The organism is Streptomyces sp. CNH287 (assembly GCF_000424825.1).
Genome location: NZ_KE384253.1, coordinates 279,892 through 298,743 on the forward strand (window position 1 = coordinate 279,892; position 18,852 = coordinate 298,743).

General features: G+C 74.8%; 17 protein-coding genes and 1 CRISPR repeat array. Of the genes, 9 read left to right on the forward strand and 8 right to left on the reverse strand.

The features are described from left to right. Positions 1-3 precede the first annotated feature (3 nt). Positions 4-764: a CRISPR direct-repeat array (repeat unit 29 nt; unit sequence GGGTCCATCCCCGCGTGCGCGGGGAGCAG). Positions 765-860: 96 nt separating this feature from the next. Further along, positions 861-1,247 (reverse strand): ATP-binding protein, encoded by a 387-nt coding sequence (locus H299_RS0130725; RefSeq protein WP_051263001.1) that lies wholly within the window; start codon positions 1,245-1,247, stop codon positions 861-863. A gap of 91 nt (positions 1,248-1,338) precedes the next feature. Between H299_RS0130725 and H299_RS0130730 the strand changes: the two genes are divergently transcribed. Both H299_RS0130730 and H299_RS0130735 read left to right on the forward strand, forming a co-directional pair. Beyond that, positions 1,339-2,259, forward strand: a complete 921-nt coding sequence (locus H299_RS0130730; RefSeq protein WP_486587497.1) for a helix-turn-helix domain-containing protein — start codon at positions 1,339-1,341, stop codon at positions 2,257-2,259. After that, positions 2,256-2,501, forward strand: coding sequence for a DUF397 domain-containing protein (locus tag H299_RS0130735; protein ID WP_027751573.1), 246 nt, complete (start codon positions 2,256-2,258; stop codon positions 2,499-2,501). Before H299_RS0130730 ends, H299_RS0130735 begins: the two co-directional genes overlap by 4 nt. On the opposite strand, the gene H299_RS0130740 is transcribed toward H299_RS0130735, so the two are convergent. After that, complete coding sequence (locus H299_RS0130740; protein ID WP_027751574.1) at positions 2,479-3,201, reverse strand: Sir2 family NAD-dependent protein deacetylase; 723 nt, start codon at positions 3,199-3,201, stop codon at positions 2,479-2,481. The genes H299_RS0130735 and H299_RS0130740 overlap by 23 nt on opposite strands. 262 nt (positions 3,202-3,463) lie before the next feature. Here H299_RS0130740 and H299_RS37835 point away from each other — a divergent pair, with 262 nt between their 5' ends. Continuing rightward, positions 3,464-4,513: a hypothetical protein gene (locus H299_RS37835; RefSeq protein ID WP_027751575.1), complete on the forward strand. Its 1,050-nt coding sequence runs from the start codon at positions 3,464-3,466 to the stop codon at positions 4,511-4,513. Here H299_RS37835 and H299_RS0130750 read toward each other — a convergent pair. Next, positions 4,460-5,077, reverse strand: coding sequence for a TetR/AcrR family transcriptional regulator (locus tag H299_RS0130750; protein ID WP_078513169.1), 618 nt, complete (start codon positions 5,075-5,077; stop codon positions 4,460-4,462). The genes H299_RS37835 and H299_RS0130750 overlap by 54 nt on opposite strands. Positions 5,078-5,204: 127 nt before the next feature. On the opposite strand from H299_RS0130750, the gene H299_RS0130755 reads away from it, so the two are divergent. Continuing rightward, a complete protein-coding gene (locus tag H299_RS0130755) occupies positions 5,205-6,074 on the forward strand; it encodes an imine reductase family protein (protein ID WP_027751577.1) in 870 nt (289 codons plus the stop codon). Between the two features lie 57 nt (positions 6,075-6,131). Here H299_RS0130755 and H299_RS0130760 read toward each other — a convergent pair whose 3' ends face one another. Beyond that, a complete protein-coding gene (locus H299_RS0130760; RefSeq protein WP_027751578.1) occupies positions 6,132-6,725 on the reverse strand; it encodes a GNAT family N-acetyltransferase in 594 nt (197 codons plus the stop codon). Between the two features lie 284 nt (positions 6,726-7,009). On the opposite strand from H299_RS0130760, the gene H299_RS37120 reads away from it, so the two are divergent. After that, positions 7,010-8,569, forward strand: coding sequence for an SDR family oxidoreductase (locus H299_RS37120; RefSeq protein WP_078513188.1), 1,560 nt, complete (start codon positions 7,010-7,012; stop codon positions 8,567-8,569). After that, a complete protein-coding gene (locus H299_RS0130770) occupies positions 8,566-9,957 on the forward strand; it encodes a cryptochrome/photolyase family protein (protein ID WP_027751579.1) in 1,392 nt (463 codons plus the stop codon). The genes H299_RS37120 and H299_RS0130770 overlap by 4 nt, the downstream gene beginning before the upstream one ends. On the opposite strand, the gene H299_RS0130775 is transcribed toward H299_RS0130770, so the two are convergent. Both H299_RS0130775 and H299_RS0130780 read right to left on the reverse strand, forming a co-directional pair. Then, positions 9,958-10,596: a hypothetical protein gene (locus H299_RS0130775; RefSeq protein ID WP_486587498.1), complete on the reverse strand. Its 639-nt coding sequence runs from the start codon at positions 10,594-10,596 to the stop codon at positions 9,958-9,960. 118 nt (positions 10,597-10,714) lie between these two features. Beyond that, positions 10,715-11,530: an alpha/beta fold hydrolase gene (locus tag H299_RS0130780; protein WP_027751581.1), complete on the reverse strand. Its 816-nt coding sequence runs from the start codon at positions 11,528-11,530 to the stop codon at positions 10,715-10,717. A 135-nt stretch (positions 11,531-11,665) separates the two neighbouring features. Between H299_RS0130780 and H299_RS37125 the strand changes: the two genes are divergently transcribed. Further along, on the forward strand, positions 11,666-12,460 hold the full coding sequence (locus tag H299_RS37125; RefSeq protein WP_051263003.1) for a type 1 glutamine amidotransferase: 795 nt from the start codon (positions 11,666-11,668) through the stop codon (positions 12,458-12,460). Between the two features lie 151 nt (positions 12,461-12,611). Beyond that, positions 12,612-13,169, forward strand: a complete 558-nt coding sequence (locus H299_RS0130790; protein ID WP_027751582.1) for a DoxX family protein — start codon at positions 12,612-12,614, stop codon at positions 13,167-13,169. 113 nt (positions 13,170-13,282) lie between these two features. On the opposite strand, the gene H299_RS37130 is transcribed toward H299_RS0130790, so the two are convergent. Both H299_RS37130 and H299_RS0130800 read right to left on the reverse strand, forming a co-directional pair. Continuing rightward, complete coding sequence (locus tag H299_RS37130; RefSeq protein ID WP_486587499.1) at positions 13,283-14,674, reverse strand: MFS transporter; 1,392 nt, start codon at positions 14,672-14,674, stop codon at positions 13,283-13,285. After that, positions 14,623-15,276: an NAD(P)H-dependent oxidoreductase gene (locus tag H299_RS0130800; RefSeq protein ID WP_078513170.1), complete on the reverse strand. Its 654-nt coding sequence runs from the start codon at positions 15,274-15,276 to the stop codon at positions 14,623-14,625. Before H299_RS0130800 ends, H299_RS37130 begins: the two co-directional genes overlap by 52 nt. A gap of 175 nt (positions 15,277-15,451) precedes the next feature. Between H299_RS0130800 and H299_RS0130805 the strand changes: the two genes are divergently transcribed. Then, positions 15,452-18,754 carry an AAA family ATPase gene (locus tag H299_RS0130805; protein ID WP_051263004.1) on the forward strand — a complete coding sequence of 1,101 codons (3,303 nt, stop codon included), beginning with the start codon at positions 15,452-15,454 and terminating at the stop codon, positions 18,752-18,754. The last annotated feature ends 98 nt before the right edge of the window (positions 18,755-18,852 follow it).

Genomic DNA, 18,852 nt, shown 5'->3' on the forward strand with positions numbered 1-18,852 from the left:
GCAGGGTCCATCCCCGCGTGCGCGGGGAGCAGGGCTCGGTGGCGAGGACGACGAGGTCGGGGAGGGGTCCATCCCCGCGTGCGCGGGGAGCAGTGCCGGTCAGGATCTCCACTGCCACCGCGGTGGGGTCCATCCCCGCGTGCGCGGGGAGCAGGGCACTGGCTCGCCGAGGTCGTCGCGGTAGCAGGGTCCATCCCCGCGTGCGCGGGGAGCAGGGCTCGGTGGCGAGGACGACGAGGTCGGGGAGGGGTCCATCCCCGCGTGCGCGGGGAGCAGTGCCGGTCAGGATCTCCACTGCCACCGCGGTGGGGTCCATCCCCGCGTGCGCGGGGAGCAGGGCACTGGCTCGCCGAGGTCGTCGCGGTAGCAGGGTCCATCCCCGCGTGCGCGGGGAGCAGGGCTATTACAAGGTTCACACGCCGCTCGGGACGGGTCCATCCCCGCGTGCGCGGGGAGCAGTCGTCGCCGTAGCTGTACCCGTAGCTGTCGCAGGGTCCATCCCCGCGTGCGCGGGGAGCAGTCCAAGGGTCTGATGCAGACGATTCCGCCTACGGGTCCATCCCCGCGTGCGCGGGGAGCAGCGGCCGTGCCAGCGGGGACGAGGAAGTAGAGGGGGTCCATCCCCGCGTGCGCGGGGAGCAGGGCGACGGCGCGGAGGTGGGGGCGCTGCTGGCGGGTCCATCCCCGCGTGCGCGGGGAGCAGACCTGCACCTGCGCAGGCTACTGATCAACGTCGGGTCCATCCCCGCGTGCGCGGGGAGCAGACTGGGTGACCTGCGGGTTTACCCGGTGGGAAGGTCGGTTTCGTTTACTTGTTGGGAATGCGACAAATCGCCCGGCGGGGAGTTCATCGGGCCAGGCTAGCGCAGGGCGACCTCGGCCCAGATGGTTTTGCCGAGGGGTTCGTGGGTCTGGGTACCCCAGTTCGTGGCGAGGGCGGCGACCAGGAAGAGGCCGTAGCCCGATTCTGCTTCGACGGGCGGGAGTTCGGGGGCGAGCGAGGGGCACCGTTCGTGGCAGGCGTCGGAGACGTCGATGCGGATCGCGTCGCGCAGGAGGGTGACCTGTAGCTCGAAGTCCGCTCCGGACACGCAGCCGTGGCGGACCGCGTTCGCGCAGAGTTCGCCGACGATCAGTTCCGCCGTGCGGGTCGGCGCGCTGTCGTACGGATGCCCCCAGGAGTTGAGCCGGTCGGCGGCCAGATGGCGGGCGAGGCGGACGCCGCGAAACGTGGGGGTGAATCGCATGCAGAAGAGGCGGGTAGGGACGGCGGGGGGAGTTTGTGGCTTCACAGGGTGACCATCCCGTCACTCCGTCTAGAGTGGCCAGATCAGTCCGGTGTACCGATCTGCGGCGTACGGGCTGGTACGGGACGTGTACGGGCTGGACCGCTCTGACGGGGAGGTGGCGGGCATGGGCCGCCAGACGACGACGAGGAAGACGCAGTCCCAGCAGCAGGACGACCGGCCGGAGGCGTGGCGCTGCTACGGCCGCCTGGTCAAACTCTTCCGTGAACAGGCCCAGTTGACGCAGTCCGCGTTGGCCGACGGCGTCGGGTACTCGTACGAGCAGACCTCGTCCATCGAGCAGGGCCGCCGCCCGGCGAAGTACACGTTCACGGAGGCGGCCGAACGCGTGCTGGGTGCGCGGGGCGCGCTGTTGGCGTTGCAGGAAGAGGTCGAACTGGCCAAACTTCCCCGGTTCTTCCAGGACTTCGCGAAGATCGAGCTGGAGGCGGTGAGCCGTTTCCAGTACGAGCCGCAGCTCGTACCGGGGCTGCTCCAGACCGAGGAGTACGCGCGGGCCGTCTTCAGTGGTCACGTGCCGCAGTTGGAGCCCGAGTTGTTCGAGCAGCATCTCGAAGCGCGGATGGAACGGCAGAAGCTGCTGACCCGCACGCCGAAGGTGCAGTTCTCGTTCGTGGTGTGGGAGCCGGTGCTGCGCAACCCCGTGGGCGGTCCGGCCATTCTCCGGTCCCAGCTCCGCCGCCTGGTGGAGGTGACCAAGCTGCCCAACGTGGAGATCCAAGTCGTGCCGATGCGCGCGGGCATGCATCCGGGGCTCAACGGTCCGATGGTGCTGCTGGAGACTCAGGGACACCGGCGAGTGGCCTATCTGGAATCCCAGGACACGGGGGTGGTGATCACCGAGGCGCACACGGTCAGTGACTTCGGATTGCGGTATGGCAAGCTGCGCTCGCAGGCCCTCAATATCGAGGAGTCCGCGCGTCTGATCGAACTTGCGGGGGGAGAGCAATGAGCAGCGAGCTGACCTGGTTCAAGAGCAGCTACAGCGGCAGTGGCGGTGGCGACTGCCTTGAAATCGCGGTCAGTTGGCGGAAGTCCAGCCACAGCGGCAGCGACGGCGGCAACTGCGTGGAGGTCGCCGCGTGCCCCGGCGCCGTGCATGTGCGGGATTCCAAGGATGTCGGTGGCCCGCAGCTGGCCGTGGCGCCGGAGGCGTGGCGCGCGTTCGTCGTCATGTGCAGTGGTATCGGCTGAGCAGCGCGGGCAGGGACGTGCCGATGGGTTCGCGGAGGATCTCGTCGGCGCGGTCGTCGTACGGGGTGGGTTCCGCGTTGACGATGATCAGGCGGGCTCCGTGGTCGGCGGCGAGGCCCGCGAGGGAGGCGGCGGGCTGGACCTGGAGCGTGGTGCCGACCGCCACCAAGACGTCGCACGCCTGCGCGATCGCCATCGCTTCGGAGATCACCTCGGGATCGAGCTGCTGACCGAACATCACGGTGGCCGCCTTCAGGATGCCGCCGCAGTCCCGGCAGTCCGGGTCGTCCTCCCCCGCCGCGACGCGCTTCAGCGCCTCCTCCATCGTGGACGTCGCCCCGCAGGCGGTGCAGACGACCTTCCGGGCCGTGCCGTGCAGTTCGAGGACCTTGCGGGGTGAGGTGCCCGCGAGCTGGTGCAGGCCGTCGACGTTCTGGGTGAGGACGCGGACGGCAGCACCCGAGCGCTCCAGTGCGGTGATCGCGTGGTGCGCGGCGTTCGGTGCGGCGCTCAGGGCCGGGGTGTCGCGCCGCATGAGCCAGGAGCGGCGGCGGACGTCGGGGTCGTTCATGTACGCGCCGTACGTCGCGAGCTTCTCTGCGCCGGGGTCGCGTCGCCACAGGCCGTTGGGTCCACGGTAGTCGGGGATGCCGGAGTCCGTGGAAATTCCGGCGCCGCTGAGGATTGCGACGAGCGTCATGCGGGGAGCGTACGCAGCGGATCGCGGCACGGCGACGCGATTACGGGCCGGGCCCGGCGCCTGCTCGTGACCGTCCGGCGCACGGTGTTGGCCGTCGGGCGATCGAAGGTGCCCGCTTGCGGCCCTCTTCCTTACGCTTCGTGCCTGACGGGGGATCACGGGCTTACCTTGGGCGGCAGCAGCACGAAAGCGGCCCCCGGCAGGTGCTACCAACACCACACCGAGGGCCTACACCGACAGTTGGACAAGGACCCCACTGACGATGCCCCGCGATGTTAACGCGCCCGCGCGCCCGCCCTTCCTCCAGACACCCGAAGCGCTCATCGACGACGTCGGCCTGAGCGACGCCGCGCTGCGCCTCCTCCAGGCGCTCGCCAAGCTCGCCCCGCGCAACCGCCAGACCAGCGACACCGTCGCCCGGAAGCTGCGGATGGGCAAGGACAAGACCAACGCCGCCCGCAAGTCCCTGCGCATGCATGGGCACTGGCACGCGCGCAAGCGGCAGAACGTACGCGGCCAGATCCGGGAACAGCGGCTGGTCTCCCTCGTACCGCTGCGCGGCGGGGACGAAGTCGCGGCCGGATGGGCGGCGGCGGAAGACGCCGCACGGCTGGGCAAGGACACCGCCGCTTCGCGCAGGCTGGGCGTACGGCTGGTCAACTCGGCGGCCTGGGCGGCGGCGTGGCCGGCGCAGGGACCGGCGGCCGGTCCACCCGCCACGCGGAGCACCCGGCGGCGCCCCCTGGCGGGGGATCAGACGGAAGCAGAACAGACCCCCCTCCCCGTCCCCACGCCCGCACCCGCGACGCGGGAAGGCGCCGTGCCGAAGACCGAGCCGGACGCCGCGCCGCTGCCGCCGCTGACGGGGCCGCTGGCCCCGTACGCCGCGCGGGCGGAGCGCGTCCTGTTGCGACTGCGCCGCTCCGCGCCGCAGCTGGCGCTCACGGCGCCGGACGCGCGCGAACTGGCCCAGCTCGCCGGGCACTACCTGCTGCGCGGCGAGGGGCCGGAGACCGTACGGGCCGTGGTCGTGCAGGGCCTGCCGGAGGAAGGGGTGCGGTGCCCGCGCGGGTTCGTACGGGCGCGGCTGCTGCGGTATCTGCCGCCGCTGCCCGGCTGGGAGCGCCCGGCGGCGCCGCTCGCGGAGGTGCGGCGGGCGCCGGAGCCGCCGCGCCCCGGCGGTCCCGTCGAGCGCATCCGGAGCGGGGAGGGCTGGCGCTCCGTGCTCGGCTCCGCCGCCCCGGACGGGGCGGCGCCGTCAGCGGCGGTAGAGGCCGATCAGGCGGGCGAGGTGCTTGCCCGCCGCCCGTAGCGGCTCGTCGTCGCGGGCGACCTGCGCGGCCAGTTCCGCGCCCTCCAGGGTGCTGATGACGGTGCGGGCCAGCTCGCGCGCGTCGTCCTCGGGAATGCCGACGCCCGGTTCGCGGAGCTTGTCGAAGACGAGGTCCTGCCAGCGGGCGAAGGCTTCGGCAGCGGCCTGCTGGATGTCGGGGGCGCGGCCCGCCGTGCCCAGGGCGGTGGCGGTGACGGGGCAGCCCTCGATCCAGTCGGACGCGCGCAGCCCGTCCGCGAGCATGTCGCAGCAGGCGGCGACGGCCGCTCCGGGGTCGTCGTGGGCCGCCAGCGCCTCGCGCAGAGCTTCGGCGAACTCCTGGTCGCCGTGGCGGACGGCGGCGACGGCGAGCTGCTGCTTGCCGCCGGGGAAGAAGTGGTAGACGGAGCCGAGGGTGGCCCCGGCCTCACGGGAGATCTGCTTGATGCCCGTGCCGTCGTAGCCCTGGCGCTGCATCAGCAGCGAGGTCGTACGGACGATCCGCTCCCGGGTGCCGAGGGCGGGGGCGGGGGCCGTCCCGTCGTGGGCGCTGGTGGTCTTCACCTGCCCGAGCCTACCGGATAGAGCGTTCGTTCTAGAGATGCGCTACGCTCCCTACTAGATAGAGCGTTCGTTCTAGTGGCGCCCCGTGCAGACACGTGCGCCATGCAGACAGAGGAATGGTGATCCCATGAGCAAGCAGCCGGTGACCGTGATCGGGCTCGGTCCGATGGGCCAGGCGATGGCGCAGGCGTTCCTGGACTCCGGTCACGCCGTGACGGTGTGGAACCGGACGGCGAGCCGCGCCGACGCCCTGGTGGCCAAGGGCGCCGTGCGCGCGGCGACGGCGCGGGCGGCGGTCGCCGCCAACGAGCTGGTGATACTGAGCCTGACCGACTACGACGCGATGTACGAGATCCTCGAACCCGCCGCCGACGCACTGGCGGGCCGGGTCCTGGTCAACCTCAGCTCGGACACCCCGCAGAAGGCGCGGGACGGGGCGAAGTGGGCGGCCGGGCACGGGGCCGGATATCTGACCGGCGGGGTGCTGACGCCCCCGTCAGGCATCGGCGACCCGGAGTTCTCGACGCTCTACAGCGGGCCGCCGGACCTCTTCGAGGCCCACCGCAACACCCTCGCGGTGCTCACCGCCACCGACTACCGGGGCGCGGACGCGGGGCTGGCGGCGCTGTACTACCAGCTGAACATGGACGTGTTCTGGACGACGATGCTCGCCTGCCTGCACGCCTTCACGCTGGCCGGGGCACACGGCATCAAGGCGTCGGAGCTGCTGCCGTACGTGCGCAGCGCGGCGGACGTGGCGCAGTTCCTGGAGTTCTACGCGCCCCGTCTCGACGCGGGCGAGCACCCGGGCGACGTGGACCGGCTGGCCATGGGGGTGGCGAGCGTCGACCACGTCGTGCACACGACGAAGGACGCGGGCGTGGACGCGGCGCTGCCGGAGGCCGTGCTGGAGATCTTCCGGCGCGGGCTGGCGGCCGGGCACGGGGGCGACAGCTTCACCAGCCTCACCGAGGTCCTGCGGCCCGCCGCGAAGTAGCACGCGGGCACGGCACGTCGGCGGGCGCCCGGTGCGGACCGGGCGCCCGGCACACGCTCAGGGGCGCCCGTGGTGCCGGGCCCACTCATGGGCCAGCACGGACATCAGGATCGCGTCCACCCGCTCGCCCTCCCAGTACAGCGCCTCGCGCCGCACCCCTTCGGCGACGAAGCCCGCCTTCTCGTACGCGCGCCGGGCGCGGGGGTTGTGCGGGTAGACGTCCAGCGAGACGCGGTGCAGGCCCAGCTCCTCGAATCCGTAGCCCACCAGCAGCCTGGTCGCCTCGGTGCCCAGGCCGCGCCCGTACACGCCGGGGACGAAGGCGATACGGAAGTTGCAGCTCTCGTTGTCCGCGTCCCACTCGTTGAGCACGGCCTCGCCGATGCAGCGGCCGGTGGCGCGCTCCACGACGGCGAGGTCCAGCCGGTCGTCCTGGTCGGCGCGGCCGGCGTACCAGGCCCGGACGCGCGCCTCCTCGAACTCGCCCTCGTCGTGGCTGCCCGTCAGCCGCGCCACCTCCGCGTCGCGCAGCATCGGCAGCAGGGCGGCTGTGTCATCCTCCGTGACGGGGCGGAGTTGGACCAGCTCGCCGTCGATCGTGGGCTTGTAGCGGAAGTCGCGGCGCGGCACGGTGCCCGCATGAACGTTCATCCACGCAGTATGTGCTGCTGCCGGATGTGTTGTCACACCGGATTTCCGGTGCGCCAGAGCGGGCGTCGCGCGCCTCGAGGGGGCACAGTGGGCGCCGTGCGCGCGGAGCACCGTGCGCCCAGGACGGGGAGAGGAGGCGGTCCGTGACCGAGGAGGGCGAGGAGGAGCGCGTCGGGCAGGCGGGGCGCGCCGGAGAGGACGCCACGGAGCGTACGGAGGGGCGTGGCGGCGCGGGCACGGGCGCGCGGGCCACCGGCACGGGCGCCGAGGCGGAGGCGGCACCGCTGCGCTGCCTGGTGACCGGTGCCAGCGGCTACGTCGGCGGCCGGCTGGTGCCGGAACTGCTCGCGGCCGGGCACGAGGTGGTGTGCCTGGCCCGCACGCCCGCCAAGCTGCGCGACCACCCGTGGGCGTCCGAGGTCACGGTGGTGCGCGGCGACGTCACGGACGCCGCGTCGGTCGGCTCGGCGATGCAGGGCGTGGACGTCGCCTACTACCTGGTGCACGCGCTGGGCAGCGGCAAGGACTTCGAGGCCACCGACCGGCGTGCCGCCCACATCTTCGCCGAGCAGGCCGCCGAGGCCGCAGTGCGGCGGCTGGTCTATCTGGGCGGGCTCACCCCGGCGGGCGTGCCCGAGCGGGAGCTGTCGCCGCACCTGCGCTCCCGGGCGGAGGTGGGCCGGATTCTGCTGGACGCGCCCGTGCCGGCGGCGGTGCTGCGGGCGGCGGTGGTGATCGGCTCCGGGTCCGCGTCGTTCGAGATGCTGCGCTATCTGACCGAGCGGCTGCCCGCGATGGTGACGCCGCGCTGGGTGCGTACGCCGATCCAGCCGATCGCGGTGCGGGACGTGCTGCGGTACCTGGTGGGCTGCGCGCGGCTGCCCGCCGGGCTGAACCGCACGTTCGACATCGGCGGCCCGCAGGTGTGCACGTACAAGGAGATGATGCTGCGCTACGCGGCGGTCGCCGGGCTGCCGCGGCGGCTGATCGTGCCGGTCCCCGTACTGACGCCCGGGCTCTCCAGCCGGTGGGTCGGCCTGGTGACGCCGGTGCCCGCCTCGATCGCCCGGCCGCTGGCGGAGTCGCTGCGGCACGAGGTGGTGTGCCGGGAGCAGGACATCGAGCAGTACGTGCCCTCGCCGCCCGGCGCCCCGCTCGCCTTCGACCGTTCCGTGGAACTGGCGCTGCAACGCGTCCAGGAGGCGAACGTCGCCACCCGCTGGTCGTCCGCCTCGGTGCCCGGCGCCCCCAGCGACCCGCTGCCGACCGACCCCGACTGGGCGGGCGGCAGCCTCTACACCGACGAGCGGGAGCAGCGAGTCGACGCGCCGCCGGAGGCGCTGTGGCGGGTGATCGAGGGCATCGGCGGCGAACACGGCTGGTACTCGCTGCCGGTGGCGTGGGCGGTACGGGGCTGGCTGGACCGGCTGGTGGGCGGCGTCGGGCTGCGGCGCGGACGGCGCGACGCGACGCGGCTGCGGGTGGGCGACTCGCTGGACTTCTGGCGGGTCGAGGAGATCGAGCGCGGGCGGCTGCTGCGCCTGCGCGCGGAGATGCGGCTGCCGGGGCTGGCGTGGCTGGAGCTGCGGTCGGCACGGGACGAAGCGGGGCGCACCGTCTACCGGCAGCGCGCCGTCTTCCATCCGCACGGGCTCGCGGGGCAGGCGTACTGGTGGGGCGTCGCGCCGTTCCACGGGCTGGTGTTCGGGGGCATGGCGCGCAACATCGCGCGGGCCGCCGCGCAGTCGGCCGCGCCGGACGGGGGGCGCGGCGACGCGGGGCGGGCGGCGGACGGCGCGGGGCGGGCGGGGCGCGGCTCCGAGCGGGCGGAGCGCGACGGATGAGCGTCTCGATCGCGCTGTTCACCGCCGATCTGCGGGTGCACGACAACCCCGTGCTGTGCGCCGCGCTGGCCGCCGCGCACCGTACGGTGCCGCTCTTCGTGCGGGACGCGGGCGTACGTGCGGCGGGCTTCGACGCGCCCAACCGGCGGGCGTTCCTCGCGGACTGCCTGGCCGACCTGGACGACTCGCTGCGGAAGCGCGGCGGCAGGCTCGTCGTCCGCGAGGGTGACGTGGTGGGCGAGGTGTGCGCCGTGGCGGCCGAGACCGGCGCGGCCGAGGTGCACGTGGCGGCCGGAGCCAGCGGCTACGCGCGCCGCCGCGAGGACCGGCTGCGCGCCGCGCTCGCGGCACAGGGGCGCGAGCTGCGGGTGCACGACGCGGTGACGACGGTGCTGCCGCCGGGCGCCGTCACGCCGCAGGGCCGGGATCACTTCGCGGTCTTCACCCCGTACTTCCGGCGCTGGTCGGCGGCGGCGCCGCGCGGCGTACGGCGCGCTCCGGAGGCGGTGCGGGTGCCGGAGGGGGTCGGCTCGCGGGAGCTGCCGTCCCGCGCGGCGGTGGAGGGGGCCTCCCCCGGCCTGGCACGGGGCGGGGAGGCCGAGGGCAGGCGGCGGTTCGCGGCGTGGGCGGGCCGCGCGGCGAGCGGCCTGCGCAACTACGCGGAACGGCACGACGACCTGCCGGGCGACGCGACGTCCCGGCTCTCGCCGCATCTGCACTTCGGCACGCTCTCGGCGGTGGAACTCGTGCACCGCGCGCGGCGACGGGGCGGCGGCGGGGACGAGACGGCGGCCGGCGCGGACGCGTTCGTACGGCAGCTGGCCTGGCGGGACTTCCACCAGCAGGTGCTGGCGGCCCGCCCAGCGGCGGCCTGGTGCGACTACCGCACCCGGCACGACGCCTGGCACGACGACCCGGCGGAGATCGCGGCGTGGCGCGAGGGCCGTACGGGGTATCCCGTCGTGGACGCGGCGATGCGGCAGCTGCGCCACGAGGGCTGGATGCACAACCGCGGCAGACTGCTGGCCGCCTCGTTCCTCACCAAGACGCTCTACGCCGACTGGCGCGTCGGTGCCCGCCACTTCCTGTCGCTCCTGGTGGACGGGGACGTGGCGAGCAACCAGCTCAACTGGCAGTGGGTGGCGGGCACCGGGAATGACACGCGGCCGAACCGGGTGCTCAACCCGGTCCGCCAGGCCCGCCGCTTCGACCCGGACGGGGCGTACGTACGGCGGTGGGTGCCGGAACTGGCCGACGTCGAGGGCGGCGCCGTGCACGCCCCGTGGCGGCTGGCGGCAGCGCGGCGGGCCGGTCTGGACTACCCGGAGCCGCTGGTCGATCCGGAGGCGACGGCGGAACGGTTCCGGGCCGCACGGGGGCTGCGGTGATCAGCCCGCGATGCTCGGCCCCGGGCTGATCAGCACCTCGCTGCCGACGGGGACGAACCCGGCGGCGAGGAAGGCCCGCAGGGAGCGGGCGTTGCCCGGAGAGACGGCGGCGAAGACCGGCACGTGGGCCGGGACGAGGGCCAGGGCGTCACGGAGCAGGGCACGGCCGTGGCCACGGCTCCCGTCCGGGCCGGGCGAGCGGCTTGGGTCCAGTTCGACGCTGAGTTCGCGGCGGCCCGCGAGGCCGTCCGCGAGGGTGACCAGGCCGCGGGCGTCCCCGTACACGCGCACGCCGGTGCGCAGTTCACGGGCGTGCCGCACCCGCGGGTGGGCGTCGAGGTCGTGGCGCTCGGTCAGCGGGGAGGCGGCGCTCGGGCCGTCACCGCCGGACGCGCCCTGCTCCGTGCCGACCTGGCCCGTGCCGACCCGCCCCGTGCCGCGGGCGACGAGGGTGGCGTCGACGCAGCCGATCCGCCCCCCGCGCCCCGCCAGCCAGCTGAGGAAGCCGGGGGCGAGGGAGGCGCCGAAGCCGTCCGCGCCCTGGGCGCGCACCGCCGCCTCCGGGCGCGCGGTGGCCACCACCGCGTGCCCGGTGAAAGCGACGGAGCACGCCAGTCCGCCCGGCAGCGGCGGCGTCACGGTGACGCCGCCGTCGACGGGCGGAAAGCGGCCGTCCGCGGCGTCGAGGAGAAGGCCGAGCAGCGGGTGCGGTGCCCCGGCCGGTGCCCCCGGCGCCCGGTCCGTCAGTGCTCCACCGTCAACGGCCGCCGTCCGCGAGGCGGGCGAGGAAGAGGCGCAGCGCCGCGTTGAACTCGTCGGGGCGCTCCAGGTTGGGCATGTGCGCCGAGCCCTCGATGACCGCCAGGGTGGAGTCGGGAAGCCGCTCGTGCATGAACTCGGCGTCGCTGACCGGCGTGTACTCGTCGTCGGTGCCGACGACGACCAGCGCGGGCACGGAGACCGTCCTGAGCAGCTCGCGGTAGTCGGGACGCTCGGCCCGGCCGCGCAGGGCCGCCGCCGCGCCCTCCGGCGGCGTGTCGCGCATCATGCGCAGTACGTGCGCGGCGACCGTGGGCAGCGTGGTGAGGTTGTACGGGGCGACCATCTTGTCGAGGACCTCTTCGGCGTGGCCGCCCATGCCCTCGGCCAGCAGCCGGTCGGCCATGGCGTTGCGCCCGGCCTTGCCCTCGGGGGTCTCCGGGGCGGCGAAGGTGTCCGCGAAGAGCAGGCCGGTGACGCGCTCCGGAAAGAGACGGTAGAACTCCATGACGATCTGGCCGCCCATGGACAGGCCGCCGAGGATGACCCGGTCCAGCCCGAGATGGTCCATCAGGCCCGCGGTGTCGCGAGCGAAGGCCTCGAGCGGCGTGATGCCGGGCACGACGTCGCTCGCCCCGTAGCCGCGCAGGTCCGGTGTGATGACGCGGTAACCGGCGCCCGCGAACTCGTCGACCTGTGGCTGCCACATGGTTCGGTTGAAGGGATGTCCGTGCACGAGGAGGAGCGGCGGGGCGTCGAGTGCGCCCTGGTCGTCGTAGCCGATGGCGATGCCGTCGATGGTTGCAGTGGCCATACGATCACTCTATTGGACGGCGGCAGGAAGCGGAGTGGCGGAGCCCGGATGTTTCGTTCGCCCACCTGGTGGAACGCGGTCCCGGCGGGTGATGGGATGACCGCCGGCAGGAGCCGGTGTGAAGGGGGCATAGGGATGGCGCGCGTACTCGTGGTGCAGAACGGTCCGGGCGGAGGCCCGGGCAGATTCGGCGACTGGCTCGTGGAGGGCGGCGAGGCCTCCGGGAACGGGAGTGGGCTGGCCCTGGACGTCGTGCACGCGTACGACGGGGCCGCGCTGCCCGAGCGGCTCGCGCACGAGGCGGTGCTCGTCCTCGGCGGCGGCTACCTGCCCGACGCCGACGAGCGGGCCCCCTGGCTCGCGCCCACCCGTGCCCTGGTCTCCCAGGCGCTGGCGGCTCAGGTGCCGGTCTTCGGGATCTGCCTGGGCGGTCAACTGCTGGCGCAGGTGGCAGGCGGCACCGTACGGGGCGAACACGGTGCGCCCGAGGCGGGCAGCACACCGCTCACGCTGCGCCCGGAGGCCGCCGGTGACCCCCTCTTCGACGGCCTGCCGACCCGGCTGACGGCGGTGGAGAACCACGTCGACGCCATCACCGCGCTGCCCGCCGGGGCGCACTGGCTGATGGAGAGCGAGCACTGCCCCTACCAGGCGTTCCGCTACGGGACGCGGGCCTGGGGCGTGCAGTTCCACCCGGAGACGACGGCGGCGCAGGTCGCGGCGTGGGAACCGGAGCGGCTGCGGGCCCTGGGCTTCGACCCCGCCGAACTGCGGCGTACGGCGGAGCGGGACGAGCCCGCGGCGACGCCCGTGTGGCGGCAGGTCGCACACCGGTTCGCGGCCGTCGTCACGGGCAGCGCCGCGGACGGGACGACGGCCGGGACGCCGGACGCGGAAACGGTGCGTACGGCGCGCCTTACCGGCGCGTGAACGTGCGCGGCGCACGGTGCCTGGGCAGAGTTGGGGAGGACGGGCCGGGGCGACCGGCCGGACCGCGCGTCACATGCCGCACGCCGCACACCGCAGGCCGCACACCACCGGCCGGACCGCACGGGCCGGACAACCAGAAAGGGTGCTCCACATGATTCTTCGCCGTATCGCGCGTCCGCTGCTCGCCACCATCTTCATCGGCGGCGGTATCAACGCCCTCCGCGACAGCAAGGGCCACGCCCAGCTGGCCGCGCCGCTGCTGGAGAAGACCCTCGACAAGCAGAGCGACAAGCTGCCCGACTCCGTACCGACCGACCCGGAGACGCTGGTCAAGGTGGACGCCGTGGTGAAGATCGTCGCGGGTACGGCCTTCGCCCTCGGCAAGTTCCCCCGGGTCTCGGCCGCGCTGCTGCTGGGCAGCCTGGTGCCCACCACCGCCGCCGCGCACCAGTACTGGGATTTCGAGGACCCGGCCGAACGCGCCGGGCACCGCGTCCACTTCCTCAAGAACGTGGGGCTGGCGGGCGGCCTGCTGCTGGCCGTCGCCGACACCGAAGGGAAGCCGTCGCTCGGCTGGCGGGCACGGCGGGCAGCGCACGGTGCGGGCAAGCAGGTCGGGGAGCTGGGCCACTCGGTGCAGGGGAACCTCCGCAGCGTCCAGAAGTCGTCCCGCCGACAGACCCGTCGCGCCCGGCGGGCCTGCGCCTGACGGCCTGCGCCCGACGGGGCGGGCGTACCCCGTCCGCCGGCGGCCCGCCCGCCGGCGGACGGGGTACCGCACCCCCGGTCACCGGCCTCGTACGGCCTCACCCCGGCAGGGCGTCACCCCGGTACGGCCAGGGCGGCGATCGCCGGGCCGAAGGCGGCACCCAGCAGGTAGCACAGGTTGAACAGGCCCATCGCCGTCGCCCGCCGCGGCTCCGGCACCGCTGCGGCGGCGCGCAGCGCGAGCGCCCCCTGCCCGGTGGCCGCGGCCAGCGAACCCGTCGTCATCCCCAGGAACATCAGCGGCAGCCACTCCGCCCCGAGCGCCACCAAGGTGATCACCGCGACGGCACCCGCCGCAGCGCCGCCCAGCGCGGTGACCAACGCTCCGTAGCCGACCCGGGCGGACGCGGCGACCAGGAGCCAGGACAGCGCGCCCCCGGCCAGGTACGGCACGGCGAAGGCGATCCCCAACTGCCCCGTCGACCAGCCGGTGAGGTCGCCGAGCAGGTCGGGTGAGGCGTAGATGACGCCGAAGTTGCCCACCGCCAGGAGGAAGGCGAGCCCGGCGGAGAACAGAAACCGGGGAGCGGTCAGGAGCACGGCGGGCAGGAAGCCGTCGGGCCTGCGGCGCAGGTGCGCGGCGAGCAGCAGCGCCGCCGCCACCGTGCACGCCCCGGCCGCCAGAGGCCGCTGCGGCACGAACACCAGCGCCGTCACCACGGCGACCAGCAGCGCGGCGCCCGCCGCGTCGAACGGCGGTGAGTCCGGAGCGGGTGCGCCGCCGCGCCGTACGCCGCGCCGTGGGCCGCCCCGTACGCCGTCCCCCGCTCCGCGCAGTACGGCGGGCACCGCCAGCAGGCTCAGCGCGGTCATCGCCAGCGCGGCGGGCCAGGACAGCGCGTCGCTGACCTCGGTGCCGATGAGCGGCGCCACGGCGCCCAGCCCGGCCATGGTGGCGGTCACCACGCCCATCGACCGCGCGGAGTCGGCCAGGCTCATGCCGATCACCAGCACCCCGGCGGCCCCCAGCGCCTGAAGGCCCGCACCGGCGACGAGCGCCGCGAGGGCGGGGACGGTCAGGACGAGCGCCGCCCCGCAGGAGATGAGCAGGGCGCAGACGGCCAGCGCGGTCCGCAGGCCGCGCCGGGCCAGCAGGACGCCCATCAGGGGGGTGCCCACCGCGAGGCCCCAGCCGAAGGCGGTGACCACGGCGGTGGCCGCCGCGACGGAGACCTCGAGGTCGTGCGCGACGTCGTCGAGCACGAGGGTGGGGCCGGTGATCCCGAACGACAGCGGCCCGGCGAACGCCGCGAGCGCGAACGGGGAGACCCTCCGGGCGCGCGGCCCGGCGCCGCCGGGGACGGGTGCGGGTACGGCGGCAGGCTCGGGTACGGCCTCGGTGGCGGGCTCGCAACCGCCGGGGCGCGGCGGCGTACGGGGCGGCATCGCGGCGCTCACGCGCCGTACGGCCGGGTGGTGCGCGCCGTGCGCAGCGCCGCGGCCCACCACTCGAGCTTGTCGAGCAGCACCTTCACCGCGCTGCCGGCGCCGCCGCCGTCCCGGACCCAGCCGTGCTCGTCGGTGCCGCCGTCGAAGACGTTGACGCTGACCCCGTCGCGCAGGGTCACGGCATGCAGCTCTGCGAAGGCGAGCCGCAACTGCTCGACCGCGCGCAGACCCCGGGCGAGGCCGCCGTACGAGACGAAGCCGACCGGCTTGGCGTGCCACTCCTCGTCCACCAGGTCGATCGCGTGCTTCAACGCCGCCGGGATGCCGTGGTTGTACTCCGGTGTGACGATCACATACGCGTCGGCCCGGCCGATCCGGGCGGCCCACGCCTCCTGTTCCGGGGTCGGCTCGGCCGGGAAGCGCACGGGCAGTTCCACGTCGAGCAGGTCGATGACGTCGAGTGCGAAGTCGTCGCGCCGCTGTGCCTGGGTCACGAACCAGCGGCCGATGGCGGCGCCCGCCCGGCCCTCCCTGGTGCTGCCGATGATGACGGCCAGGCGCAGCGGGGCGGGTCCCCCGGTGCCCGTGCTCCGCTGCGCGGGGTCGGTCTGGGCGCTGTGGTCGGTCTGGGGGTTGTGGTCGGTCTGAGCGGTCGGCATGACGTCCTCCGGTAGCCTTTCGGTGCTCTCACCCCCAGGGGCGCGAGGATGGTCCTCACCGCCGTGAGACGGGATCTCACAGGCCCTCCGCCGCGGCTTCGAGTACGGCTCCCGCCGCAGGTCAGGCCCCCTCTGAGCCCCGGGTCGCGGAGATTTCAAGGAGGTGGAATCCGCTGTGCCGGAAGCGCTGATCGGCCGCGCGCACTCCGTCGCGGTGCTGCGTACGGAGGTCGCCCGGCTGCTGTCGAGCCACGGCGGGCTGGTGCTGGTCAGCGGCGAGGCCGGGATCGGAAAGACCACGCTGCTGGCGGAGGCCGCCGCGGAGGCGGCGCGCGGCGGAGCCCGGGTGCTCAGCGCCTCCTGCTGGGAGGGCGAGGGGACGCCCGACTACTGGCCGTGGGTCCAGGTGGTCCGCGATCTCGCCCGCAGCGCCGGTACGGACGAGTGGTCGGCGGCGTCCGAGGCGGCCGGGGACAGCCTGCCGGTACTGCTCGGCGAGGCGGGCGCGCGGCCCTCCCCCGGGACGGGCGAGGAAGCGGCGTTCCGCCTCCACGACGCGTTCACCACGCTGCTGGTCAGCGCGGCCCGGCTGCGTCCGACCGTGGTCGTGCTCGACGACCTGCACTGGGCGGACACCGCCTCGCTCCGGATGCTGGACTTCGCCGTGCGGCACGCGTGGTTCGAACCGGTCCTGGTGCTGGGCAGCTACCGCGACGTCGAGGTCGAGGCCCCCGGCCACCCGGCCCGCTCGCTGCTGCTGCCGCTGGTCTCCCGCGCCACCCACATTCGGCTGAGCGGGCTGGACCCGGCGGAGGTCGGCGCGCTGATCGCCCGTACCACCGGCCGGGCGCCTGCGGAGGAGACGACAGCCGAGGTGCACCGGCGGACGGGCGGCAATCCGTTCTTCGTCGAGCAGACCGCCCAACTGGACTCCTCCACCCGGGGGTCCACACCCGTGGGCGCCGGGGTCCGGGACGCGGTGGAGCGACGCCTGTCGCTGCTGCCCGCACCGTCCGCCGCGCTGCTCGGCCGCGCCGCCGTCATCGGCCACGACTTCGACGGCGAACTGCTCGCCGGAGCGGCCGAGACCGGGGGCGACCTGGAGCAGCTGCTCGAACCGGCCCTCGCCACCCGCCTGGTGACCCGTTCCGGACCCGGGCGCTACGCGTTCACGCACGACCTCGTCCGCGAATGCCTGTACGACGGGCTCGGTGCCGACGGGCGGCGGCTGGCCCATGCCGCCGTACTGCACGCGCCGCGCGCCCCGGCCACGCTGAGCCCCGCCGCACGGGCGCACCACGCGCGCCTCGCCGTGCCGCGCATCCCGCGCGGGGAGGCGCGGGAGCACCTGCTGCACGCGGCGCACGACGCCCACGGCAGGCTGGCGTCCGAGGAGGCCGTACGGCACTACCGCGCGGCGCTCGCCCTGACCGGCGACGGCGACGGCACCGAGGACGGCGACGGCACCGGCGACAGCACAGGCACCGGAGACGGCTCCGTCCGTACCCGTGCGCTCATCGAGCTGGACCTCGCCACCGCGCTCGACCACTGCGGCGAGCTGACCGCCGCCCGCGCGGCGTTCGCCGCCGCGCTGGCCACCGCCCGCGCCCGGGGCGACGCGGAGCTGGTGGCGCGGGCCGCGCTGGGCATCCACCGGCTGGGCAACCCCGACCACCACTCCGCCCCGCAGATCGAGCTGATGGACGAGGCGCGGGAAGGGCTGGAACGCCTCGGCTCGCCCGACCCCTCCCTCACCGCGCGCGTGCTGGCGGCGGGCAGCATGGCCCGCACCCACAAGGCCGTCCAGGAGGAGAGGGGCCGCGAGCTGAGCCGTGCGGCCGTCGCACTGGCACGGCGCGAGGGTGACGACGAGACGCTCGGCTGGTGCCTGCTCGCCCACCACGACGCCATGTGGGGGCCGGGCACCGACACCGAGCGGCTCGGCCTGCTCGACGAACTGGGCACCGTCGCCCGGCGCGCGGGCGATCGGGAACTGGAGTCGCTGGCGTCCTTCCTGCGCGCCCTCGCCCTGCTGGAGCGCGGCGATCCGCGCACCCGCGGCGAGCTGGCCGCGTTCGCCGCGCTCACCGAACGCACCCGGCTGCCACGGCACCGGTACCTCGCGCTGTCCCGGCGCGGCAGCCTGGCCACGCTCACCGGGCGGTTCGAGGAGGCGCGCGAGGACATCGACGCGGCGCTCACCCTCGGCGAACGGGTCGGCGAGGTCGACCGCCACCGCATGTGGCGGGACCAGGTCTGGGGGCTGGAACTGCTGCGCGGCCGGAATGACGAAGCCGACGCGACGGCGCACGCGGCGACCCCGGGCGACCCGTTCTCGACCGTGCTGGAGACCTTCTCCGCCGCGCACCGGGGCGACGCCGCCACCGCACTGCGGCTGCTGCCGGAGGTGGAGGCGACGGTGAGCGAGCTGCCGGGCCGCTTCACGCCGCTGCTGCTGGTGCTCCGCGCGCAGATCGCGGCGCTCACCGGGGACGCGCGGCAGTGCGAACAGGCACGTGCCGCGATCGCGCCGGTACGGGACCGGTGGGCGACGTTCTCGGGCGCCTCGGTGGTGTGGGGGCCGCTGGTCCTGTGGTCCGCGGCGCTGGACGCCGCGCAGGAGCGCTGGGACGCGGCCGTCACCGGGTTCACCTCGGCGGTGGCCGCCGCGGACCGGCTCGGCGCGCGGCCGTGGTCCGTACTGGCGCGGGCTCGCCTCGCGGACGCGCTGGCCGCCCGCGGCCGCCCCGAGGACGCCGCCCGGGCCGCGGCCATGCGGGAGGGGGCGCGGGCGGAGGCCGGCGAGCTGGGCATGTCGGCGGCGCTCGACGGCTCCCCCCGTACGGGGCGGGGGACGGCGCCGCACGCCGCACCGTACGGGGCGGGAGGCGCGGACGGCGCGGAACCGGAGGACCCGCAGGACCCGGAGGACGGGGAGAACGTCTTCCGCCCGGAGGGGCAGGTGTGGACGCTGCGCTACGCGTCCCGGACCGTGCACGTACGGGACGCCAAGGGCCTGCACGACCTGCGCACGCTTCTCGCCCACCCGGGCGTCGACATCGCCGTCCGCGACCTGCTGGCACCGGGCGGCGGCCCGGCGGCCGGAGCACGCACCCTCGGCGCCGATCCGGTGCTCGACGAGCAGGCGCGCCAGGCGTACCGCGACCGTCTGCGCAGCCTGGACGAGCAGATCCAGAACGCCGCGGACCGCCACGACGACCGCCGCGCCGCCGCCCTGGACGAGGAACGCGAGGCGCTGCTGGACGAGTTGCGGCGCGCCACCGGGCTGGGCGGGCGGCCCCGGCGCCTCGGCGACGACGCCGAGCGCGCCCGCCAGCGGGTGACCGCCCGGATTCGCGACGTGCTCCGGCGGCTCCGCACCTCCCACCCCCCGCTCGCCGAGCACCTGACGGACGCGGTCTCCACAGGCGCGCACTGCAGCTACCGCCCGGCGTCGGCGGTCCGCTGGCGCCTGTGACGGAGCCTGCGGCGGCGCCCGCGACGGACCCGGGCTCCCCCGTACGGCGCAGCGAGCCGCCCGTGCGGCCCCGCCGCGCGGCCTCCGCTTCCCGGAAA